We start from the raw sequence: 22134 nt of genomic DNA on the forward strand, positions 1-22134 counted from the left end.
ACACTCAACCAATTACATATTTACACTTGTCCTACATAAGCTGTTTCATTTAGACAGAGTGTCAACTGGCTGAGAACCTTTTGGAAGAAGATTTGTAACTAGTAGTCAGTATCTAACACTATTCTTCTTCTTCAATTTCCTCATCATAAGTATAGAGCTCATCAAGGTCTTCATCGGAAACTAGCCGGTCTTCCGGCCCCTCTTCAATCTCCTCTATTTCCGGTTCCTTTTCGGGGGCTTCTGGAACCTCCCTTTCAAAAACACGTCCCTCTCTTTTTGCCTTTGTTTTCTTGATTTTCCAATACTTGGCATTAACACTGCGCAATCTTTTCTTACGCTTCTGATTAGTAACCGAGGGATTCTGCACGTTTCGTAACCTTGCTCGTTCTCTTTCTAGAGCTTTCTCCTTGTCGCCCATCTTTCTCACCGCAGTGCTTCGGTCCAGTCCGGGAAGCTGTTTTTATAACTGTGTCGAATACACAAAGAAATCGATATCTCCATATCACTTTTCGTCTACTAAATCGGTGGTTGCTTCAAATGTCCTCCTCAAACCGAGACGATGTAAGCATTAGAATACGACTTAGTCCTGAGCTTCTAAAGAGAGTAGATCGAGCAGCCGGTGAGCATGGCCGCCAGCGGTTCATTAGAGATGCCATTCTTTCCAAGCTTGATGAGGAGCTTCCTCCCATCGTGAATAGGCTAGTAGATCAAGTTGAAGAACTCCACGCCCGGGTGGAATATCTTGAAGCACAACAATCAACGAGTATGTATAGAAACCAATTAAGCTCAGTAACCAAGCAGAAAATATGCCGCGATGAATTGGACCGGAAGATACTGACATACTTCGTTCAGCATGAGGGTGCAACTACACCCGAACTTGCTGAAGAGTTGCTCGGAAGTGAATCCAAGCGTCGTACTATTTTGGACAGAATTCATAGATTGAATGAATCGGCAGAAGATGTAGTGGGGTCCCAAGTTTTGGAATATGAGAAGGGACTGCGGAACGGGAAGCAAGGGGCTTGGTGGCTCATTTGCAATACCAAACTCACTCAATAGGTGGCAAATGCTTTAAGGTTGCAAGAACGTGAAGCGGTGGGGCCGTAGTCTAGTCTGGATAAGGCACCAGCCTCCGGAGCTGGGCTCCCCCGGTTCAAATCCGGGCGGTCCCGCCAATATTATCCAATTCTAATTCGTGTTTCTTTTTCGAGGACTTTATATCTTTGAAATGCAACTAACTAGCAATATGGGCGGTTGACCTTAATGGGTTCTAAATTGGAAGAAGTCATCTCTAAATATGAAAAGAAATTGAATAGCAGTCCCGGAGATTCGGTTCTTGAGTATCTAAACGAGGGTGAAAGCTTCCTGATTGACACATCGGACTACTTGCTTCGGGTCACAAAGCGCAATGGACGGGCCGAGGTAGCCTTGGTTGAAATCCCTGTTCCGTAATTACCTTTTCCTCCTGCCACTTACTGATTTTATTCATTCGCCAGCGAAGGGTCTATAAGAAACTCTAGGTGGATTCAATTAGGGGCCGTAGTCTAGCCTGGGCTTTCAGAGGACAATCTTCTGGAAGAGGTACATAAGGCACCAGCCTGCGGAGTTGGTAATCCCCGGTTCGAATCCGGGCGGTCCCGCCATATTCAATTCTTAATCCATGTAGTACTGCCTGATTGAAATTCGGTGATTAGATGGCGTTTCACATGCACTCTTCTATCCTTCAGCTGGGTGTCTCAAAGGCATTATCTATAGTCTTAAATCATCGTAGAAGGGGAAATACTACAATCATCACGAAGACCGCTTCTCGAAGCAAGTAGGCTGTTTTCGGAGGTTTCAATCATGCAATTCACCCCCCAACGGCTAGAGAAAGTCCATCGTTCAATGAGAGCCGAAGAAATCGATGCTATCATTGTTACTCGGAAGCCTGATGTTCAATACCTCACTGGCTACCAACCTCCACTGCGTGACCTTCCTGTTGCATGTGTTGTTGTTGACGGCCATCAGCCTCATTTGATTGTCTCTGAAACACAAAGCAAAGCATTATCTCTGGATTTAGTAATGGCAAAGGTTGTTACTTTTCCCGAGATTGGTTCCCCAGAATGGTTTTTGGCTCATAGTCCTCAGATGTGGAAATCTGCCATCGGAGAAATTCGAAATATGGGGGCGGAGAGTGGTATGATTGGATTCCAGCAAGACTGGGTCTCAGTATTGGAATTCGATGTTCTAAAAAAGGCTCTTCCTAAAGCTGGGTTCTGTGATTTTTCTAAGAACCTATGGCGATTACGCCAGATAAAAGATCCTTCTGAGATTGAAACTATTAAGGCCGCCACCAAAATAGCTGAGATAGGCTTGAGAACCGCATTAGAAATCGTGGTTCCTGGTAAGACAGAAGAAGAAGCTTCAGTTGAAATCGAAGCGGCAATGCGAGGATCTGGTGGACAACAGAGAGGCATCCGGGCAGCTGTATTGTCTGAGCGGTACGGAAGTTTTCCTTTCGTTCAACCTAGTGCAGAACGAATTGGTGATGATGAACTAGCTCTCATTGACATAACGGTAAGTCATGATGGCTATTTTGCTGAGATATCACGAACACTACATACGGGAAGCCCAGATAGGAACGAAAAATCATTGTTTGATAGTGTTTTGAACGTATCAATGAATCTAGAGAATCTAATGGCTCCTCACATGCGCATTTCCAAACTTGCAGAAAAATCCATTGAGGGAATACCAAACACAAAGAAGCGGAGAGTTTTAGGTTCATCAATTGGATTAGATTTGCGAGAGCCTCCACAGATACAGTCGAATAGTACCTATTCTCTACGCGAAGGAATGGTTTTTTCCATTCATCCTACTTTCTACGATGAAAAAGTGGGAACCGCTAAAATAGCCGATATGCTCCTCGTTACTGAGAACGGCTCTTCTCGCCTTACAGATATGACACGAGAGACATTATGACTATGGTTGAAACTGCCATTTCCGAAGCTTCTGGAATACTTGGCTTATGACTTCTGCGTTGGCCTTCTGACGTTCTACTTCTTTCTGTGATAGTTCTCGTATTTGACTAGCTGGTGAACCCGAGTTGACGCTTCTCGGCGGGATGACAACATTTTCAGGCACTATCGAACCCGGTGCAAGTTTTACTCCTTCTCCTAAGGTTGCACCGTCAAAGACCACACATGCATCTCCGATATCAAGTGAATCGCCTAAATATACACCATGTAAGACCGAGCTTGAGCCGATTACCGTATGACTCCCAATCATGGCTGGGTTGTCCTCGTTATGTGCATGGATAACAACACTATCTTGTACACACGAGTTCTTTTCAATACTAACTGAAGCGCGGTCTCCACGGATTACAGCTCCAGGCCAAACACTCACACCTTCACCAATCGTAACATCACCTACAATGGTTGCTTGTGTGCTGATATAGGCTTCTGGATCGATATCCGGCTTTGTATCTCCAAAGGGCAGTATCGGCAATATTCATACCCCTACAAGTTGATTGTTCTGGGAATTGGCCTTGTATCTAATAAACCCATAACCTATGAACCCGAAAAAAGTCTATTCTAGAAGGGCATCTATTACCTGTTCATACTGTTCTGCCGGGCGTAATCCAATAAGGCGATCCGTTTTCCCTCCTCTATGCGGATCTTCGTAGGTTGCTAGTTCCCCATCCTTGTAGACCAGAACACAGGGAATCGCTGTAAGGCGGTTCTCCAAGGCAAACTGCCTGTGTTCATCAGTATTGACTTTGAAGAACTTAACAGCTGAATTATCCCCGTATTTCTCTTCTAGCTCTTCGAGGATTGGACTCAAAGCTTTGCAGGGACCACACCACGGCGCCCAGCAATCCACAAGGACAATACTGGCGTTATTCTTGGCCTGCTCAACTTCCTGTGGGGTTACATCGCTGACCAATTTGCTTTCTCCTTTGCAAGGTACAGTTTTCTGTCCTTAATCAAGCTTGTTAATTGTCTTTCTTCTAGGATGCTTCGCCAAGTAATTCATTCGCTATAGTGTCATAGACCTCCATTGGCATTACGCCAACCAGTCTATCCATCTTGTTGCCATTGCCATCGTCAAATACAACACGCTGTCCGTTAGCATACACTAGTACACTGGGTACTCCGGTGATTTGGTTCTTGGTGCTAAATTCGCGGTTCTTGTCCACATCTAACTTCACCACTCGTAGTCCTTTGCTATTGTATTTTTCATGGATTTCCTCAAGCATTGGACCAAGTGTTCTGCATGGTTGACACCAGACGGCATGGCAGTCAACGAATACAACTTGATTGTTTTCAACTATTTCTGGGATTTGATCTGCGTTAATGTCTTCGACCATGAGTAATATCTCCGGTTTAACCACCGAATCGGTTGTGAAGATTAAATGCACAACCGTTTATAAGCTTCCGCAAGCGGCAAAAAAGAATATCGCATTCCTATGATTTCTTGTAGGACTACTGCCAAAATTTGATAAGCGGCGTAAATCAGCCTTTTCAAGAGGTTTCGTAGAGTCCAATGCCTGTACTTCACTGTCTCAAATGCGGCTCGAAGCTGGATATCACTCAAAAAGGGCGTATTTGGACGGTTTGTTGTAACCATTGCAATGCTGAGCTGAAGCGGAAAGGTGGTGACCTCTTTGACGCATATGAGGCATACTCAGAGGCAATAAAGAGTGGTAAAATAGGTAGTTCCACACCAAAACGGAAGTCTTGGAAGAGAAAATCTCGCTCCCGCTCTTCCCAACGAAGAAAGAAGACCGGTAAGGAGCGAGTACAGTCTCTCAAGGAAGTTCAGAGGCTAATCGAGGAAGGTGGAGCCGAAATTGATGAACTGCCTGGGGGGCTAGAAGACCTTGCCCGTCGTGGAAATGACTATCTTGTGACTTACAGGCACATGGAGGAAACAGATGCTGAGTATGGATCGTATATTGGGGATATCAAATTGCCTTCCCGTCTCAAGGAGCTCTTGAGAGAAAAAGGGATAGAACGGCTCTACAAATTTCAGGAGATTTGCTACAATCTCATCATGGACGGACATGATGTTGTTATCTCTGCTCCTACTGCGCAGGGCAAAACGGAAGGTTTCATTCTTCCAATTATGAAGAAACTGCTAATCAATATCCGTGATTCTGTCATGAATCCCGGTGTACGAACATTACTTGTTTATCCTACGAAAGCCCTTGCAAGAGACCAGTACGAGAAAATATCCGCAATGTGTGATGCATGCAGTTTAACAGCAGCTATCTTTGATGGTGATGTCTCACAACACAAACGAAGGAAAATATATTCCAATCCCCCGGACATTATGCTGACAAATCCTGACATACTTCATTACCACTTGGGATGGAAAAGATCTAGACTGGTACCGCTTTTGGAGACAGTTGATTTTGTCGTACTGGATGAAATCCATCTATACTCTGGCTCTATGGGCGCGAACCTCTTCTACATCCTGAAACGACTTGCACTTGCCTGTGGTGATTTCCAGAAAATTGGTGCTTCAGCAACAATCGCGAATCCCAAAGAATTTGCTGAACTCATATTCGATACAGATGTAAAACTGGTTGCGTCAGAGCGTGCCAAACGCGGCCCAATACATTTCTTGATGTATTATCCCGGAGAGCGAAGCAAATACAGCATGATTGTTGATATTGTCGATAAGCTCCAACAAGGAGATTTCAAGACGCTTGTATTTGGCAACACGCATACTGAAGCTGAGCTTCTCAATATGATGATTAACGATAGCGGACACAAGTCGATGGTTCATAGAGCAGGCTTGTCTAAAAAATACCGAAATGATGTCGAGGAGGATTTCAAATCAGGTGACCTTCCTATTATCGTGTCCACCCCAACTCTTGAACTTGGTGTAGATATTGGGGACCTTGATTCTGTTGTTAGCATGATTACCTCAATTACGAGATTGACTCAAAGAATTGGACGGGCGGGAAGGCAAGGCCAAGAGAGTGTTGCGGTTCTGGCTCTCCGTGATAATGATCCGATTTCGTCATTCTATAGGCATCAACCTGAGAAGTACTTCACTGATATTGATGCAGCCTACATGGAGCCAGAAAATGAGGTCGTAGGCTATTTTCAGCTCATTGCTGCAGCTATGAGTGGCAAATTGCATACTTCACATTTTCCTGGCCAGAAGGATATCCTCAATCAGTTGGAGCGGGAAGGCATTTTATCTGTGACTGAGAATGGTGAAGTACGAGTTGCTGACTATGAGCGAGCGAGGAAGGAGTGGAGGGGCTATAGCATACGCGGAATTGGCGACACAGTCCAAATAAAGTCTGGAAAGAAGACTATTGGCCGTCGCTCAATGCCGATGGCGGCACAAGAGCTACATCCGGGAGCCATATATCTTCATGGAGGGGATAACTACAAGTCAGTGGAATTCGCTTACACCTCGGGTTTGGGCAGAGCCAGAGTAGTACAAATTGATGAGAAGAATGTTTACACTAAACCGCTATATGTTACAATGCCTCGGATTGTTAAGATAAACGAGAATCAAGACTTACTTGGAATGGATGTAGTATACTGCGATCTTGAAATGAAACAGACTGTGGATGGTTATGTAAAAAAGGAGACCGGGAGCGGTGACATTCTCGATATGACCCAGTTGCAAAATCCCTTGGATTACACCTATAAAACCAAGGGCTTTGCTTTTGCGGCACCAGAACCTGATATCGCAGTAGATAAGTACCTCTCAGGGGAGTTTCGAAATGCCGAAGGTCCCAGAATGGGACCTGCAGACCTTTACGGTGGAGCTTTCCATGCATTGGAACATGTAGTGATAGAATCAAGTGATATGTTGACTGGCGGCAGTACAAGAGAGATTGGTGGCGTATCGATGGGTGACAGTGGCATCATATTCGTCTATGACGGTTGCCCTGGAGGAAATGGTGCCTCAAAGCTGTTGTTTACAAGACTTCAAGAGGCCTTAAAGCGGTCTGAAACCATCTTGAACAAGTGTGATTGTGATACTATCGATGGATGCCCCCTCTGTACCTATTCATATCAATGTGGTAACAATAACAGTCCACTGTTCAAACAGGGGGCTTTGCAAAGCGTTCGGCAGATACTTGCTGGAACCGATACACAAGTGGATACCGAGGGCTATCGTGGATACGAACCCTTGGTCTAATTAATCGGAGGCTAGAGAGGTGAATAAGTTCCTTATTGGCGAAGGCCATGATGGGCCCGCTAGAATTGGCGAATTCCAAGCTGGAAAAAACCGTGTTGAACTCCCAGCCCTTCTTACTTCCAGAAATAGTGAGATACAAGGTTTCCATCATGTTAGTTATTCAGAAGAAAATGTGAAATCTGTGGATTCAGGGATTCTATCATTACCGTTTCACAAAGAAATCGATGTGGAATCTCTCGAAGAGCACGAGCATATGATCTTGCTTCCCTCTGTGCCATACTCATCCGATTCAATTTCTGGTATGGCTCAATCCCTGCTAGAGCGTCAAAAGGCTTTAGCAATGGACTGGAGTAGAAAAATCGACCCGGGTCGTCTTATTCTTCGAATACCTCCAGATGCGAGCACTGCTGGCCTCTTGGCTGTAGTTGAGGATCTTCATGAAGAAGGTATACGGTCTGCAGCATTCCTATTCAACGGGAATCTGGGTCCGAGGGATTTCAATGCACTACGCTTTCGAGCTGAAATGCCTTCTTGCTGGTTCACAATTGGTCTTGGAAAAATCCAACCTTGGCTAGTACCTCTTCTCTATTACTTCGGAATAGACGTTTTCGACATTGGGTATGCACATCAAGCTGCACTGGAGAAAACCCGGCTCTGGGAAATGGCTGCCGAAGAAATCGAAGAACATATTCCGTTACGATTCTGTCCATGTGATGGCTGTAGCGGAATTACGGGTTTTAACAACATGAGTGACTCTCAGCTCGAGGATATGCTTCTGAGACACAACCTCAACACCTACCGAAAGACAATGTCAAAGGCTGTTGATGCACTTCACAGAGAGAAGCTCAGGTGGCTTGTCGAGTCTTTTACACATTCAAGTCCTGCTTATGCAGCTACGCTTAGACGGGCCAACAAGAAACTCTACAACTATCTTGAAGAATTTACCCCGACTGCAGGGGATGCGACGCTGAATCTAATTGGTTCAGAATCGTATTACGCTCCCACAGTCCAACGTTTCAGGGAGTTTATCATTTCACGCTATTTCCCACCAGACGGAAAACAATTGGCGCTCCTATTGCCTTGTTCTGCTAGGAAGCCTTATTCGGAGTCTAGATCTCACAGAAGGTTTCAGCGAGCCATACAAGCAGGTTTGGGAAGGAATAGAGGTGCACTTTCTGAGATCATTCTAACGTCTCCTTTGGGTGTTATTCCTCGTGAGCTTGAACGAGCATATCCTGTTGCAGAGTATGATATTCCTGTGACAGGTGACTGGGACCAAGAAGAGCTTGATATTGCTGCAGATGCGCTTACTGCGATTCTTGAGAAATATGACGATTCAGTAGTTGTAGTTGCGCATGTCTCTGGCGGATATGCTGATGCAGTGAAAGCAGCTGAGTCTAAGATTTCGCAAAGTATAATCTACTCCATTTCCGATGCCCATCCCACAAGACGGGATTCTCTCAATGCCCTGAGTGAGACGCTACATGATATGCATGAGGTTCTAAATATCGAGTTTCGTGAACAAACCGAGTTCAGAGATACTCTTCGTGCGACAGCTGATTATCAGTTTGGGGCTGGTGCTGGAGAACTACTTGTCCCTGATAATGCTGATTTTCGAGGTAGATTGTATCGTACAGTTGTTTGTGAAGTGGAAGGCGAGCAGGTTTGTACCTTTGTTGGCTCAAATGGGTCCCTCTCTCTAACTAATGCTGGTGGAAGAAGACTCTCGGAACTGGACGCTTACTGGGTCAGAATCGGCTTTGATGGTTCCAAGTTGCGAGGAAGCTCGCTCTTTGCTGTTGGCATCGAGGAAGCTGACGATGCAATCCGCCTAGGTGATGAAGTCATAGTTCTTGACCCTGATCAACGAGTCATCGCTGTCGGAAAAAGCGAAATGTCGGGCCGTGAGATGTGCGAGTTTGAAAATGGGTTGGCGGTGCATTTGAGACATAAGAGGAGCTGAGAACAATGACGAAACCATTGGATAAGATGCATGAACTTGTGACGCGAGCCGCATTGGAAGAGCGGGAACGATCATTATCGAAGAGACGGCATTCAAATCCGACTGAACCTTCTGCAGCATGGGTTACGAAAGCTAGAATTGAAGAAGAACTCGGATATGCGCTTTCTGTTGTTCTCGCGACCGTTGGTTGTTCTCATGCACGAGGGCCCTATGGCGGATGTACCATGTGCAGCTATTTGCTCGACGGAGCTGCAGAGCAGATAAGCTCCAGCAACATTGTGAAGCAGTTTAGAAAAGCCATGTCGAGGCTAGAACACAAGGAACCGCCTCTGTCTGTGAAGATTTACACGAGTGGCAGTTTTCTTGATACGGAAGAAATCCCTCCGGACGCCAGAGTGAAAATACTTGACATAATCTCAGACGATGACCGAGTGCAAGAAGTTGTTATTGAAACACGGCCAGAGTTTATCCAACTCTCTACTCTTGAGGAAATCAAGACGAAGCTTGGTGAGAGGACTATCGAGATAGCAATTGGTCTTGAAAGCAGTAGTGATGTTATACGAGAAGTCTATATCAACAAGGGGTTCACTTTTCAGGATTTCAAAGCTGCCGTCGACCTTGTACTTTCGGTTGGTCTTGACATCCGATCCTATGTCTTGATTAAGCCGCCATTTCTCACAGAGAAACAGGCGCTATTGGACGGTATTCAGAGTATCAAAGATGCCGCTGATTTGGGGTCAAATACTGTCTCAGTCAATCCGGTAGCAGTTCAGAAAGACACGGTGGTTGAGAGGCTCTGGTATCGGCGAGATTATCGACCGCCATGGCTCTGGACTGTCTCCGAAGTATTGAGACGTGCAAGACAGGATGTAAGTCCTGATGTACGAATAATCTGCGATCCTGTCGCTCCTGGAAAGCGAAGAGGCCCGCATAATTGTGGAATGTGTGACGATGCTTTCTCAAAGGCGATTAGCAAATTTTCATTGACTCAAGATGCTCAATCACTGGCTACTCTTGATTGCGATTGTCAGCATTCTTGGATGCATTCTCTTGAACATGAAGAGCTTTCGTTGCTTATTCATGGCCGATGAATCATGAATCAATACTGATGGTTGATCTCATTCATTGCTCATTAGAGTAGGTTGTGTAGCAAATGCTTATAGGATGAGCAGAGAGCTTGGTCCTGTTCAGAAAAGCCGGAGTGTTAGGAAATGTCTGAGAAATTCATTACGAAAGTAAGCATTTGGTTCAATAGCGAAGGTGCAGCTCCAAGTGAAGTTATTCATAAGCTACTGGAACTGGGATTTACACCTGTACGCGGGGCTTACGATTTTGTGTACAGCCACCACGAAGATGTGCAGGATGATATAACCAAAGCTATTCTGGAAACTAGCGATGCCCTTCACAAGACATTGTCAGGCTTCAATGTCATGTATACACTAGATACACATCGAGCAGACGATGAAGACGAATACATTCCGTTGGATGACATAGATGCCGAACTTGAAGCAACTCGGCAAGAACTAGAAGAGCTGGAAGACGAGACCTAATCACTGAAACCCTCACTATTCCTCCACGAATTACTTGCGTTTCCACTTACCGTGAAGTCCTGAGAAATTAAGGTCCGTACCGCAAGAGGCACAACAACCGCCCTTAGCTACTCCCTTGTTTATGGATTTCATACTGGATCGCTCATAGCATAGGCTACCACATGATGGACAAACTGTATTCTGCAGGTCTCGTGAGTGCACGTTCCCAACATACACGTAATCGAGTCCATGTTCCTTACCTATCTCCTTCGCAGCAAGTAAATCTTGGATTCTGGTGGGTGGCTTATCGTATTTAAAAGCAGGAAAATACCGGCTGATATGCCAAGGCGTAGAGGCTCCCAAATCATTGTGAATTCTTTTCGCAATTTTCTCAATGCAGGAGAAGTTGTCACTCAATCCTGGGACCATCAGGGTGGTGAGTTCAACATGAACGCCTTTCTGTTTCATCCGTATCGCATTCTGCCACACCAGTTCTACGTCGATTCCACATTCTTCCTTTACTCCTTCACAGCCTTTGATATCGATGTTGGCTGCATCAAGTCCTGCATCTATCATCAACTCGATTGCCTTTTTGCTCATGTAGCCGTTAGTCACAATCGTATTGTATAACCCCTCCTTTCTTGCAGCATCAAACATCTCTATGTTCCATTCTAACATAAGAGTTGCAGCTTCATTTAGAGAGACCGATGTTCCCTGTGAACCTCGTCTTTCCGCTTCCTTAACAAAATCCTTGGGAGCCATGAAATTCTTATTCTCTGGTGTGGGTTCTGTTTTGGATATCCTGTAGTTCTGACAGAATCCGCAAGTTGCATTGCAGCTCCAGCTGCCCACGGTTAGTGCCCTAGTACCTGGGGCAAAATGATAGATTGGCTTTTTCTCAATGCGGTTGTTGCTAATCGATGAGATACTACCGTAAACGAAGGTATAGATTGATCCATTGGAATTCCCTCTGGTATTACAGAATCCACGTTCTCCTTCCTGTATTATGCATTGATGTCCACAGGTTAGGCACCGAGCGGTACCATTACGTTCTCTCTGCAAGAGGCCCTTGTGGACAACATTCCTATCAAAACCCTCAAGCCAAACAGTCAATCAACGTCATCTAACCATCTATAGAGAATGTACCTTTTTTACAGTTGAGCTAAGGATGGAACAGCATGAATGCAGATTCTTGATAACCCATTTCTTACAGTTCTAGGAACTGCATGAAACTTCTGTGTTCCACCCTTCCCCTGCCAGCGTTGCCGCCCCCACGATACCTGTAGGCCCGTGAGTCAGCAGGGGCTTTGTCCGCATTCACCGGAATAGAATTCCTCCCGCGGTCCTGGCTTCTGTCTCCTGTCGTTACTCCGAATCATCACTCCGGCGACAGTGAGGTCTTCCACAGTTCTTACCACGGCGTGGTCATGATTACCCACCTCAACATTGTCACCGCCGCCAAGGAGGCCCATTACAGGCGAGGTGAACAGCCGCGGACTCTCCCCGGTCTGATGGAGACCCGTTGCGGGAGAGTGGGGACTTCTGCTTAGTGGAACGGGTCTTCCTTGCAGCTTTCGGCCGCGCGCGTCGTGTCAGAGCACTAGCCCACTTGCCTAGTCCTACTGAACCGGGTTCCGTACTGGGCCTAATAAGGTCCCCTCGTTCGACGTGAAAATAGTGCTTTCAAGAAGTTTTATACAAATCTTACACTTTTTCACTCCGATTTTTTAGGATTTTTGTAAAATTTGCCTATTCTTGAATTGTTGAATGCTGTTGCTTTTAGTACAGCTACGTTCACCATTTCCTTCTCAACCAGATTTTCAGTGATTTTCCCATGTACACAACAAATTGGTTTTCGGCGTAGAACAAAAGCCACTTGAATAGAGAATACGATTATGTTTGCAAAAGACGATTGAAAGGCTTCGAATTTCACTTGCTTGAGGGTTACTACAATGTCACGGGACTGCACTCAGCTAGTTATCAGTATCGCAATATTGCTTGCTTCTACTCAACTACTTTTGGTGGATGGCTTGAATATGGCAATAACGAGCAATGATTCATCAGAGTCCCTGAAACCACTCTATGATACTACCTGGAGATATTCGGTGCGCAACGTTTTTCCTGATGTTCCACCTGAATTCGAGAATGCCACAATAATGTTTCGGGACTTGAAAACTGATGCTGATGGTTTTGTATATGTCCTGTGTGATGTATCCTCAAGCTATGAGTATTACAAAGCCGAAGGAAAATATTTCTCATATCAGTTACTGCTCAAATACGATGCACAGCTGCGTCTTATCTGGACCCAAATAACTGACAACCAAACCGGTCCCAGTATGATGACCATTCACAATGGATTCATCTATACTGCGAAATACGGGACCCATATATCAAACGGTGCTTCTACCATTGCTCTGGTTGTTTCAAAGTGGGCATTGAGGGGAGAGAGAATATGGCAATCTGTTTTGTCTCAGATACTTGTTCGTCAACCACCAGCGATAGCAATTGCTCCCGACGATAGCGTTTATGTTTGGTTGACGTATTTCAACCTACGTTGTCCCCTTCCCTACAATTCGATTTTCTTGAAGTTTGATTCATCTGGTTCTTTGTTGTGGAACAAGACAAGCACTATCCAGTCTCATGCTTCGCGGGGTGAATTTGTAATACGGAACGATTCCATGTATACACATACCGAAATTGTCGAAAAACGTGATTTGTCCTGCGAACCACTCTGGAACATCAGTTTTCACTCGAATGTCAGGGAAGTTGACGACACAGGGAACATCTATTTGGCGAAAACGCGCTCAAAGAATCAGACAGAGAAGGCTGAGCTTGTAATTAGTAAATGGGATTCCCATGGAACTCAGGTATGGAACTCAAGCTTCTCTCAAGAGTTTGAGCATGGAACCTATTGGTCTTTTGAATGCAGAGACATGGCTATTGGACGAAATCGAAGTACAGTTGTAATGCTGAAGGGGTTACATTCTGACAATAACTATCATCTAGTTAAGTTCAATTGTGAAGGTCATTTCCTTTGGGACAAGATGATCGAAGATGAAACTTGGGCCCCTGATTGGCATCCTAGACCAACAATCCAGTCAAGCAGCACCGGATTGGCATACATACCATTTTCGTCAAGTCAGCGAGAGAAATTGGCCATTTATGCCTTTGAAGTGGGTCCTTACGATATCCCTTTTGAATCTTCAACGCTCTTGGTTATCGTTACTGGAACAGGACTAGGTATAATCATTATCGCCGTAGCAATTTACCTTCGCAAATACATTGTAACCGAACAAATTCAAATGAACCCATTTGATTGATACTTAATCTGAACTAGTTCGGTGGGTATTTACTCGCGGATTCCGAGTGCTATCTTTTTATGATTGAGCACCGAATACACGGTGTGGGGCAAGCGAGCAAATCACTTCATAGCAGGGGATTACCAGATGCTTGAGAAAATACTTACCGATGGCTTCAAACGGACGCTTAGAACCCTCTTTACAGATATTCAGAATCAACTGGATCGTCGTGACGAGCAGGAATTCGCTCATGACGAAGAAAGAATAAGAGAGGAACTACTTGATGTCATCGAAACTTTTCCCTCCGCCACAGAGTTGGATGAAGATTACTATGTTGCAGCTGTTGACGGCTCGGGAACAGATAGTCTCATGCAACTAGATGATGTTCGAATCCATCTGCTCAGTACTGCGACGGTGGTTGTTAATACAAACACTTTAAGTGGCAAGCCTTTTGAGCCTCTTGATTCCGAGACAATCGAACCGCAATTGGGAGATCAACCGCATCTAGATCCGCACTGGCATTCAGGCATTCGCGGTGATGCCAAAAAGAAGATGGCCGAAAAACTTGAAGACATTTATCCTAGTAAATTCATGAGCGGATTGGTCTTACCCTTTTTTAGGGACTACTATGATGAAAACATTCAGTCGGTTTCTGACCTAAGAGGAACACAATACGCTGAATACCTGCCAGATTTGCGAAATATGCATGCTCTCATTTCTGGAGAACGTGGGTTTTCGAATTCTTTTGTGCACGACGAATTGCGCAAGTCTTCTGAGTATGCCGCCGCAAGACATGTTTTGACCAGCGAAATTTCACCAAAATTCTTGTTGCTGGACGGGGCATTGTACGTCTATATGCACCCTCGAAAGCGATTCCCTTCTATGCCAAGTGGTTTCATGTTGCGAGAACTCTGCGAACTTGCAAGGAAGAAGGGTGTTATTTTGGGTGCCGTGAGCAAACATCATACCATTCCCTTTGCGCATCGTATAGCTATGATTGCCAGAAAGGAGTATGGACCAAATGCAAAATGGTTCTGTCGTCTTCCTAGCGAGGAAGATCCTGGTGGTGGTTTGCACATCTACACTGACAGAACATATATCCCACCACGATTGGGCGTTCCCTATCTATACAGCTTCTCTACCGAGAATCGCCCCTCTCGGATCGATTTCGATAGAATGTGGTGGTTAGAGAACATATTTGTCAAAGGTGATCCTGTCACTACCCGAAAGAATGAGAAGGAACTCTTCAGAGAAATCGAGTTTATGTCCCGGGACGCCCGCTGGTATGGGTACCCCGTGCCACTTGCCCTAGCCCATGAGAAATGCAAACTTCGCTATGAAGATGTGAAGCTTGCTCAAGAGGTATGCAGGGAAGTACGGCATGAAATGGAGTTGGGTTCAGAGAAGACTTCTCCAATGCGAGATGACTATAATCTGTAGCTATTGATGGTGCGAGATAATGAAATTGGACAAAACGAAACTGGGTGAACATTTTGGTAAGGTTGGCACAGGCAACCAGACACATTTGGGAATTATGGGAACAAACCGAGACATTGCCGTTGGTGAGATTTTCATGGTGTATTCTTCCCGTGATAATAACGAACGCATTTTCTTCTTCCGTGTGCTGGGGCTAGAAAACTACCTAAGACAAGTTGAGAACCTCTCCAAAGTAGCGGGGACACTCATGGTCGAGGGCGATTCATATTTGTCAGGTATTGAACGAAACATGCTTCTTTCTGTTGAAGGTAGACTACTAGGATATGCAGAACAGCGTGGAGGCAAATGGGTCTTTAATTCCCCTCGACGACTACCTGATCATCTTGCTGATGTCTATCGTCCTATATCGGGCAAATCAGACCCCTTGGTTCGAGATATGCTTGCATCCCAAACAGGCGGCGAAATCTATTGTGGAGATTTGCAAGTTGGGGAATCTACCCTTCAAGTACCAGTTAACATGGATGCAAAATATTTGCCAATGCATGTTGGTATTTTTGGTGCAACTGGGGCTGGAAAAAGCAACCTTATGATGGTCCTAATCAAATCATTCATTGATGCGAATCTTAAGGCATCGAGGGGTAACGATGATGTTACGAAGCTCTCGGCTTTTTGTATAGATCCTCATGATGAATTTGCTAGTGGGGTAGATGACTATGGAATACAAGATATAGTTGAGAATATGGATGAACAGACACGGTTAACTGTTTTTGGTGATTTTTACTATCTTACAACCCATCTAGCTGCTACTAGCAGAGAAATACGACGGTACGCTAGGGAGCTACGCATTTTATGGAGCGAGATCAAGCCAAGAGATTTGTATTCCATAATGGATTTCACGAATCAAATGGGTGCCTTCATTGATGGCCAGTATTCCAACTCTGGAGAGGATTGGATAGCTGATATTCTTGGTATGGATGAACCGCCTGGGGGGACAACAAAAGCGACATTCCGTGCTGTAAAGAGGCGGCTTCGTTTTGTTGAACGTTCTCCAGTTTTTGCTAAATCTGGAAGTTCCGTTCTAGCTGATATTTTCGAAGCTATGGAAACCGGAAAAATACTGGTTGTCAATACGAGTCTTATGGGCGATATGGAACAGTTTCTTCTGACTACAGTAGTGACTCGAACCCTTTCAGATCTTCGACGGGCACTAAAAAGCAGTGGAAACCTTGGGGACTTTGAAAAGCAGGGTGAGAAACGGCTACCTGCTAGTTTCTTCAGTAAAGTCAAGAAGAAAGCTAAATCCTTCTATGGTGTTAGTGGAACCACCAATGAATCGCCGGTTATGGATCCGAAGAATCTCCCTGTAATTCAGGTTACTGTGGAGGAGGCACCGTCTATTCTAAACCCTGAGCTGATGCGCGGTCGGTCCGTCTTCAAAGACATCTCAAGACAAGGCCGGAAGTTCAATATTGGGTTGTTGGTTATCAGTCAACAGGTGAGTGTCCTAGATAATGTGATACTGAGCCAGATGAATACGGAAATCAACCTGAGATTGGGAAACGAACGTGAAATAGCCTCCTGCATTGAGAATGCCAGTGTCAATATAGCTGGATTCGAAAACGAGTTCCGGGTAATGTCACGAGGAGAAGCTATACTCACTGCTTCTTACAGAGAAATGCCAATCCCTGTAAAAATACCGCTTTTCGATGACATCTATAGGCGTGATAAAGGAAATTACAAAAGCAACTCTGGAAATGACCCCGAAGAGTATATCATCTGAGGATGGCTAAGTTGGAAGCGCGAATAGCACACATCTCTGATACACATCTTGGCGCAAGATTTCGAGAAGGCGTCAAACACAACGCTTGGCGTGTTGAGATGAGAAGCCGTCTCTTAGAGCATGATTTCTATGATCAATTTGAAGAGGTTTTCACCAAAATCGCCAATTTGGACCCTTTACCCGACATAGTCGTACATGCTGGAGATTTGTACGATTCTCCATGGGAAAACAATCCATCACAACCTCCAGTAGTTGCTCAAGAAACCGCCTTATCCGTTATGAAGAAATTCACAGAAGATACTGGAATACCAATCCTCATCATAGAAGGTAACCACGGTCTTTATCGGACGTTGGATGTTTCTCTTCTGGATTCGTTAGAGATGTCAATCCCGGGCTTAGATGTAGCCACTCAGATGGATTTGAAGAAGGCATTTGCCAACGGAGAACCGTTGGTTCATTCCTATGAAAACGTGGATGTGTACTGCTATCCATTTCTGGAATATTCAGTTCTTGAGAAGAGTAACAATGTGGCCAATTTCAATGACTGGATTCTCACTCACCAGAAACCTGCTAGTGACCGCTTATCGATTGCAGTTGCACATGGTATGACTTTGGATCGCTCTCTTTACGAACAGATGTTTAGTTTAGGGTATGATTATCTTGCTCTTGGTCATGACCATCACCAACGCAAGTACTCAGATAGAGCTTGGTATGCAGGTTCAACTGAAAGATGGCGGTTTGATGAGGCGAAGCATGAAAAAGGCTTCTTGGTTGTTGATTTGAAATCAGGAGAAATACCCGATGTTCAACCCCACCAGCTGGAGTTTTCGCGTCCTGTATACAATGAGAGAATCAGGATAGAGAAAGACGCCACCATCGAATCGCTAATTGAACATGTGGAAGGTTGGCTAGTAGATAACGGAATTCGTGGCAATTGGAATCCTGACACAGCTGCACGAGTGAGATTGGTGTTCGAAGGCAAATCAACAAAGCTGAGCTCGATGGAGCTCAATATGGCAATGGAAACATTGCGGATGAGGCTACTATCCCAAGACTCAGGTTATAATCTCGTTCAGCTGGTGTGGAGTATAAAACAAGAAGACATGGAACATGTAAAGGCCGCTTACCCTGAAATTCAAAGCGAGTATCTTATTGAGGATCCAGAAACCGATTTCAAGAACTACCTTGGAACATTGGAGATTGATGAATCGTTAGATGTTGATACTCTTGTTGCAATTACTGTACGAGCTCTACGGACTTCAGTTAATCCTGACAAAGACAAACTCGTTTATGATGACCTGCTGGAGGATGGAATAGAATGAAGCTCCTCTCTATTGAACTACAGAATTTCAAACCCTTTAGGAATCTGAAGCTTCCCGAACAAGGGGGGGAGTTACCTGAAGGTCTAATTCTCATTCAGGGTCGCAATTCTAGCGGGAAGTCGAGCCTTTTCGAAGCTATTCTTTGGGGTTTTTGGGGCCCTGGTGCAGTGAATTTGACGAATGAAGAACTAATCAGTTTCACCTCGTCATTTTGTAAAGTCAAGCTTTTGTTTGAAGTTGCAGGCACTGAATACAAAATAGATCGGTCGTATGACCCTGCGACGGGCATGGATGTAGCAATCTTTGCTCGTAAAGGCAAAAAGTGGAAGCGTCTTGCACATAAGAGTAAATCTGTCGAGCGCCGGCTTGAGAAAATATTGAACTTGGACTGGGGCCAAGCCCGTGATACACTGCTGGTACGTCAAGGTGAGGTTTCCCGTATAGCCAATGCTACTCCTGCCAAACTCAGGGACCTGCTCATTGACATATACAATATTGGGTTACTCAATGATATGTCAGATCACATAAATCATCTTGAGTCAGATCTTGAAGCACGCTTTCGAAGTCTTGAGGTAGATTATGTCAAGCCATCTCATATTGAAGATCAAATAGAAGCAACGCAAAAGCGGGAAGAACGTCTTCAGAAATCACTCAAAGAGAAACAGGATGAAATATCCAGTACAAAGAATCTATTGGCCCGATTACCCTCATCGCGTGAATTGGACAATATCCGCAACACAATCGATGAACTAGAGCACAAGAAAACCGATTACGAACGTGCCGTTACCAATAGAGATGAGTATTTGGAAAATGCAGGGCTAGTGAGTGCTGAAGTAGAAGTTGTGAAAGCGAGATACGAGTCTCTGAAGAAAGAATCCAAGCGAATTCGTTCTAGACGGAAGGAGCTTGAGAATGAGATATCCTCAATTGACCGTGAGATGGGCGAGATACTGGGAACAAGAAAGGACCTTCTAAAGAAAATCAATACGCTTGAGGGGTCTGCTGAAACAGATGAAGAAGGAAAGAGCGTGTGCCCGACCTGTTCTAAGCCTCTCTCTGAGAACGAGAAAGAAGACATTCTGAGCGACTATCATAAGCGAATCAACGAGGGCAAGTCGAGGTACAAAGAGCTGAAAGCAAAGCGATCTAGTCTAAAATCAGAAGTTGAAGATATTGATGTAAGGTTGGAAAAAGTAACAAAGGCAATTGAAGCAGTAACCGGAATAAAGGAGAAGCAGAAGGATGTGGATGAAGCTTCAGAGGTGGTTACAAAGTTGTCCGAGGAATTAGAGCAGGCTGTTGCTGATATCGGCGTTGATGAAATTGACAAACTGCTTGATAAGCACGATGTCGAAAGTATTGTTGAATTGCAACGGAAAATCGCAGTTCTCAGCAGTAGTGTCTCATCCCTTGAGAGAAATTACAATGAGATTGAGGATAATATTTCGGAAGAACACAAACGCATATCTGAGCTTGAACAGAAAAAGTCTAAGATGAAAGATATCGGCAAAGAAATAGATCGCCTCAAAGAACTCAACACTCATGCCAAATATGTTCGGCGAAAATTGGTCAAAGGATTCGTCGCTGATTATGTGTTTCAAAAACGACTTATCGGTATTATTCGAGGTGCGACAAACCAGTATGTACGGGCATTCACTGGCGGTCAGTACACCAATGTTGACTTAGAGCCAACTGCTGCAAGAGGTAGGTCTGGACCTGGCCTTTCTCTGGTTCTATGGGATGATCGCGACAATGCTCGAAAGAACGCATCTCAACTTAGTTTTGGAGATCGGACTGCGATAAGTCTAGGTCTGAGACTAGGCATCAGTAGAACAATGAGCGGTATTCGTCCCTTGAAAGAGAGTCCTGCTATAGCTCCTCGGGTGAGATCAGTTCTGCTGGATGAACCACTTGGTGGTTTGGATGAGCAACGAAGAAGCTCTGTAGTACGGACTCTGGTCAATGATGAAAGCTTTGAGCAGATTATGTTGATAACCCATACCGATGTCCAGGAGTGGGAAGGGGTACCCACAATCGATATCACAAAAAGCGGTAAGACGAGTACCGCAACTCTCCAGATGTAGAATTCTCTCTTTTGTTACTTGAGAAAAAAGGTTAATGTAGCTGATACCAACTGTAGAGTACATGAGCTACAGAAATCGGGCCAAGAAACTCATCTTCAAATACGGCCCTCTTGTATTGATTCTACTGGTGGGGCTAGCTGTCTGGGTACGGGTGTTCACTACTGCCGTAGCTCATTACTTGGAGACGCCAATCTGGAATAGACGGGGTGTCTGGCTGGGCCCAGGTGTTGAACCAGGTGAGTTCCAATTATTCGGCTTCACTATACCGTACCAGTTTGAAGGATACACAGACTACAGTTTCTTCTACGCTCATTGGGGTCACAATATCCTGCGGGGTGTCCTCCCCTACGGCGAGGAATTCGGTCATATTGTGATTGATGGGGTGGAGAATAACAATGGACTCTACATGTTTCCGCCATATACGGCTCTATTCTACGGTCTTGGGATTCTGATTCCTGTTGATGATTGGGGGATCGGTCTACTAATCGCCGTCTGCGGCTACCTTACTGCATTTCCTGTGTACGGAATAGCCAAGGAGTTATCATCAAATAGGCGGGTTGGTGAGATTGCAGCTCTAACATACTTGCTCAATCCACTTACTCTGTATCATACCACCTATCTCTGGACCAATACTGCCCCCTTCATATTGGCTTTCTTCACGGGCTATTGTCTCCTGCTGCGGAATCACAAATCCTTGGGAACTTTCTGTCTTGTAACCGCTGCATTGTTCAAACAGACGGCGTGGTTCTTTGCCTTCCCACTTGTTATGCACCTTTTGGTTAAGCCCCGCCCGGCATCGGAGGAGAAAGGACTGGAATTACCCCCCGATGAATCTGAAGAATCTTGGTTGGAATATCTCATCAGTAGAATTGACATTCTTAGCTTTGCGAAAAACGCATTGCTAGCCTGTATTTACGCTGCTATGGTTCTATTGCCCTTCTACTTGGCTCAGCCTCAGATGATTCAATTTCTCTTGCTTGCTGCTGGTGGGTTTCCACTAGAATCATTTACTGAACCTCCAAATTATGGGCAGCCAATGCGCTTTCAGGTTCTTCCCGTCGTAGCTGGTAGACCTGGTCTTGCAATGATACTCGATGAAATCATATCAAGTGGTGCTCTTCTCTGGTTTGGTGTGGTCATATTTGCTGGTCTGATGCTGATTGAAGACAAGGAAGAGGGTCATGTGCAACAGTATCTTGGGAGAATCCTGTTCCTGATGATGCTCATGCTGTTCTGGGTGCATTTAATGGGACCTAGGGGAGTATTCAAGTACTACTTCACGTTGTTTATCCCATTCTTTTCGATTTTTTCTTCAGCATCTATGATTCAGCAATGTGACGACCAAGTCAATGTATCACTCTCCATGATGTGGTTTCCGTTCGTTGCAACTTTGCTCATTCTGATTCCCCCGCGAAATATCTACCTCATCTTTGTTCTAGCATTGTTTATTTGCTATCTATTTGCCGGTCCTATTGGAAAGCTATGGCAGATGGTCACTAAACCCTTCAAGAGACTGGTTCCGCAATCTTTTTCGGATCGAATATTATCCCGCTTTCGTGAATAGGGGATCATGA

At 44.9% G+C, this 22134-nt stretch carries 18 protein-coding genes and 2 tRNA genes; 15 read left to right on the forward strand and 5 right to left on the reverse strand.

The window, feature by feature from the left end; translation table 11 throughout:
• Positions 1–118 precede the first annotated feature (118 nt).
• The gene (locus tag GF309_14420; protein ID MBD3159973.1) at positions 119–418 is read right to left on the reverse strand and encodes a hypothetical protein; all 300 of its coding nucleotides are present in this window, start codon (positions 416–418) and stop codon (positions 119–121) included.
• 119 nt (positions 419–537) lie between these two features.
• Between GF309_14420 and GF309_14425 the strand changes: the two genes are divergently transcribed.
• The 5 genes from GF309_14425 to GF309_14445 all read left to right on the forward strand — a co-directional run bounded on the left by GF309_14425 (position 538) and on the right by GF309_14445 (position 2955).
• Positions 538–1056 (forward strand): hypothetical protein, encoded by a 519-nt coding sequence (locus tag GF309_14425; GenBank protein ID MBD3159974.1) that lies wholly within the window; start codon positions 538–540, stop codon positions 1054–1056.
• 38 nt (positions 1057–1094) lie between these two features.
• A tRNA-Arg gene (locus tag GF309_14430) sits at positions 1095–1172 on the forward strand.
• A gap of 88 nt (positions 1173–1260) precedes the next feature.
• Positions 1261–1449, forward strand: coding sequence for a hypothetical protein (locus GF309_14435; protein ID MBD3159975.1), 189 nt, complete (start codon positions 1261–1263; stop codon positions 1447–1449).
• Between the two features lie 81 nt (positions 1450–1530).
• Positions 1531–1640 (forward strand) — tRNA-Arg (locus GF309_14440).
• Between the two features lie 199 nt (positions 1641–1839).
• Positions 1840–2955: a M24 family metallopeptidase gene (locus tag GF309_14445; protein ID MBD3159976.1), complete on the forward strand. Its 1116-nt coding sequence runs from the start codon at positions 1840–1842 to the stop codon at positions 2953–2955.
• Here GF309_14445 and GF309_14450 read toward each other — a convergent pair whose 3' ends face one another.
• The 3 genes from GF309_14450 to GF309_14460 form a co-directional block, all read right to left on the reverse strand.
• Positions 2956–3480 (reverse strand): gamma carbonic anhydrase family protein, encoded by a 525-nt coding sequence (locus GF309_14450; GenBank protein MBD3159977.1) that lies wholly within the window; start codon positions 3478–3480, stop codon positions 2956–2958.
• Between the two features lie 81 nt (positions 3481–3561).
• Positions 3562–3918 (reverse strand): thioredoxin, encoded by a 357-nt coding sequence (locus GF309_14455; GenBank protein ID MBD3159978.1) that lies wholly within the window; start codon positions 3916–3918, stop codon positions 3562–3564.
• 64 nt (positions 3919–3982) lie between these two features.
• On the reverse strand, positions 3983–4342 hold the full coding sequence (locus GF309_14460) for a hypothetical protein (protein MBD3159979.1): 360 nt from the start codon (positions 4340–4342) through the stop codon (positions 3983–3985).
• A gap of 176 nt (positions 4343–4518) precedes the next feature.
• Between GF309_14460 and GF309_14465 the strand changes: the two genes are divergently transcribed.
• The 4 genes from GF309_14465 (at position 4519) to GF309_14480 (ending at position 10659) form a co-directional block, all read left to right on the forward strand.
• A complete protein-coding gene (locus GF309_14465; GenBank protein ID MBD3159980.1) occupies positions 4519–7146 on the forward strand; it encodes a DEAD/DEAH box helicase in 2628 nt (875 codons plus the stop codon).
• Between the two features lie 19 nt (positions 7147–7165).
• Entirely contained in the window at positions 7166–9109 is a 1944-nt protein-coding gene (locus GF309_14470) for a hypothetical protein (GenBank protein MBD3159981.1), read from the forward strand.
• A gap of 5 nt (positions 9110–9114) precedes the next feature.
• On the forward strand, positions 9115–10200 hold the full coding sequence (locus tag GF309_14475; GenBank protein ID MBD3159982.1) for a TIGR01210 family radical SAM protein: 1086 nt from the start codon (positions 9115–9117) through the stop codon (positions 10198–10200).
• 120 nt (positions 10201–10320) lie between these two features.
• The gene (locus tag GF309_14480; protein MBD3159983.1) at positions 10321–10659 is read left to right on the forward strand and encodes a hypothetical protein; all 339 of its coding nucleotides are present in this window, start codon (positions 10321–10323) and stop codon (positions 10657–10659) included.
• Positions 10660–10689: 30 nt separating this feature from the next.
• Here the strand turns inward: GF309_14480 and amrS are convergent, their stop codons facing one another.
• The gene (amrS, locus tag GF309_14485) at positions 10690–11751 is read right to left on the reverse strand and encodes an AmmeMemoRadiSam system radical SAM enzyme (protein ID MBD3159984.1); all 1062 of its coding nucleotides are present in this window, start codon (positions 11749–11751) and stop codon (positions 10690–10692) included.
• A gap of 839 nt (positions 11752–12590) precedes the next feature.
• On the opposite strand from amrS, the gene GF309_14490 reads away from it, so the two are divergent.
• The 6 genes from GF309_14490 (at position 12591) to GF309_14515 (ending at position 22124) form a co-directional block, all read left to right on the forward strand.
• Positions 12591–13958: a hypothetical protein gene (locus GF309_14490; protein MBD3159985.1), complete on the forward strand. Its 1368-nt coding sequence runs from the start codon at positions 12591–12593 to the stop codon at positions 13956–13958.
• Positions 13959–14084: 126 nt separating this feature from the next.
• Positions 14085–15377 (forward strand): hypothetical protein, encoded by a 1293-nt coding sequence (locus tag GF309_14495; protein MBD3159986.1) that lies wholly within the window; start codon positions 14085–14087, stop codon positions 15375–15377.
• A 19-nt stretch (positions 15378–15396) separates the two neighbouring features.
• Positions 15397–17154: a DUF87 domain-containing protein gene (locus GF309_14500; GenBank protein MBD3159987.1), complete on the forward strand. Its 1758-nt coding sequence runs from the start codon at positions 15397–15399 to the stop codon at positions 17152–17154.
• A gap of 2 nt (positions 17155–17156) precedes the next feature.
• Positions 17157–18476 carry a hypothetical protein gene (locus GF309_14505; protein MBD3159988.1) on the forward strand — a complete coding sequence of 440 codons (1320 nt, stop codon included), beginning with the start codon at positions 17157–17159 and terminating at the stop codon, positions 18474–18476.
• On the forward strand, positions 18473–20560 hold the full coding sequence (locus GF309_14510) for an AAA family ATPase (GenBank protein ID MBD3159989.1): 2088 nt from the start codon (positions 18473–18475) through the stop codon (positions 20558–20560). The genes GF309_14505 and GF309_14510 overlap by 4 nt, the downstream gene beginning before the upstream one ends.
• 61 nt (positions 20561–20621) lie before the next feature.
• Positions 20622–22124, forward strand: coding sequence for a hypothetical protein (locus GF309_14515; protein ID MBD3159990.1), 1503 nt, complete (start codon positions 20622–20624; stop codon positions 22122–22124).
• The last annotated feature ends 10 nt before the right edge of the window (positions 22125–22134 follow it).

It is taken from the genome of Candidatus Lokiarchaeota archaeon (assembly GCA_014730275.1).
GTDB lineage: Archaea > Asgardarchaeota > Thorarchaeia > Thorarchaeales > Thorarchaeaceae > WJIL01.

Bases quoted from the DNA above. Each gene is read 5' to 3' on its own strand.
- GF309_14420 (MBD3159973.1), bottom strand. From the start codon at position 418: ATGGGCGACAAGGAGAAAGCTCTAGAAAGAGAACGAGCAAGGTTACGA.
- GF309_14425 (MBD3159974.1), top strand. From the start codon at position 538: ATGTCCTCCTCAAACCGAGACGATGTAAGCATTAGAATACGACTTAGT.
- GF309_14435 (MBD3159975.1), top strand. From the start codon at position 1,261: ATGGGTTCTAAATTGGAAGAAGTCATCTCTAAATATGAAAAGAAATTG.
- GF309_14445 (MBD3159976.1), top strand. From the start codon at position 1,840: ATGCAATTCACCCCCCAACGGCTAGAGAAAGTCCATCGTTCAATGAGA.
- GF309_14460 (MBD3159979.1), bottom strand. From the start codon at position 4,342: ATGGTCGAAGACATTAACGCAGATCAAATCCCAGAAATAGTTGAAAAC.
- GF309_14465 (MBD3159980.1), top strand. From the start codon at position 4,519: ATGCCTGTACTTCACTGTCTCAAATGCGGCTCGAAGCTGGATATCACT.
- GF309_14475 (MBD3159982.1), top strand. From the start codon at position 9,115: ATGACGAAACCATTGGATAAGATGCATGAACTTGTGACGCGAGCCGCA.
- GF309_14480 (MBD3159983.1), top strand. From the start codon at position 10,321: ATGTCTGAGAAATTCATTACGAAAGTAAGCATTTGGTTCAATAGCGAA.
- GF309_14490 (MBD3159985.1), top strand. From the start codon at position 12,591: ATGTCACGGGACTGCACTCAGCTAGTTATCAGTATCGCAATATTGCTT.
- GF309_14495 (MBD3159986.1), top strand. From the start codon at position 14,085: ATGCTTGAGAAAATACTTACCGATGGCTTCAAACGGACGCTTAGAACC.
- GF309_14500 (MBD3159987.1), top strand. From the start codon at position 15,397: ATGAAATTGGACAAAACGAAACTGGGTGAACATTTTGGTAAGGTTGGC.
- GF309_14505 (MBD3159988.1), top strand. From the start codon at position 17,157: ATGGCTAAGTTGGAAGCGCGAATAGCACACATCTCTGATACACATCTT.
- GF309_14510 (MBD3159989.1), top strand. From the start codon at position 18,473: ATGAAGCTCCTCTCTATTGAACTACAGAATTTCAAACCCTTTAGGAAT.
- GF309_14515 (MBD3159990.1), top strand. From the start codon at position 20,622: ATGAGCTACAGAAATCGGGCCAAGAAACTCATCTTCAAATACGGCCCT.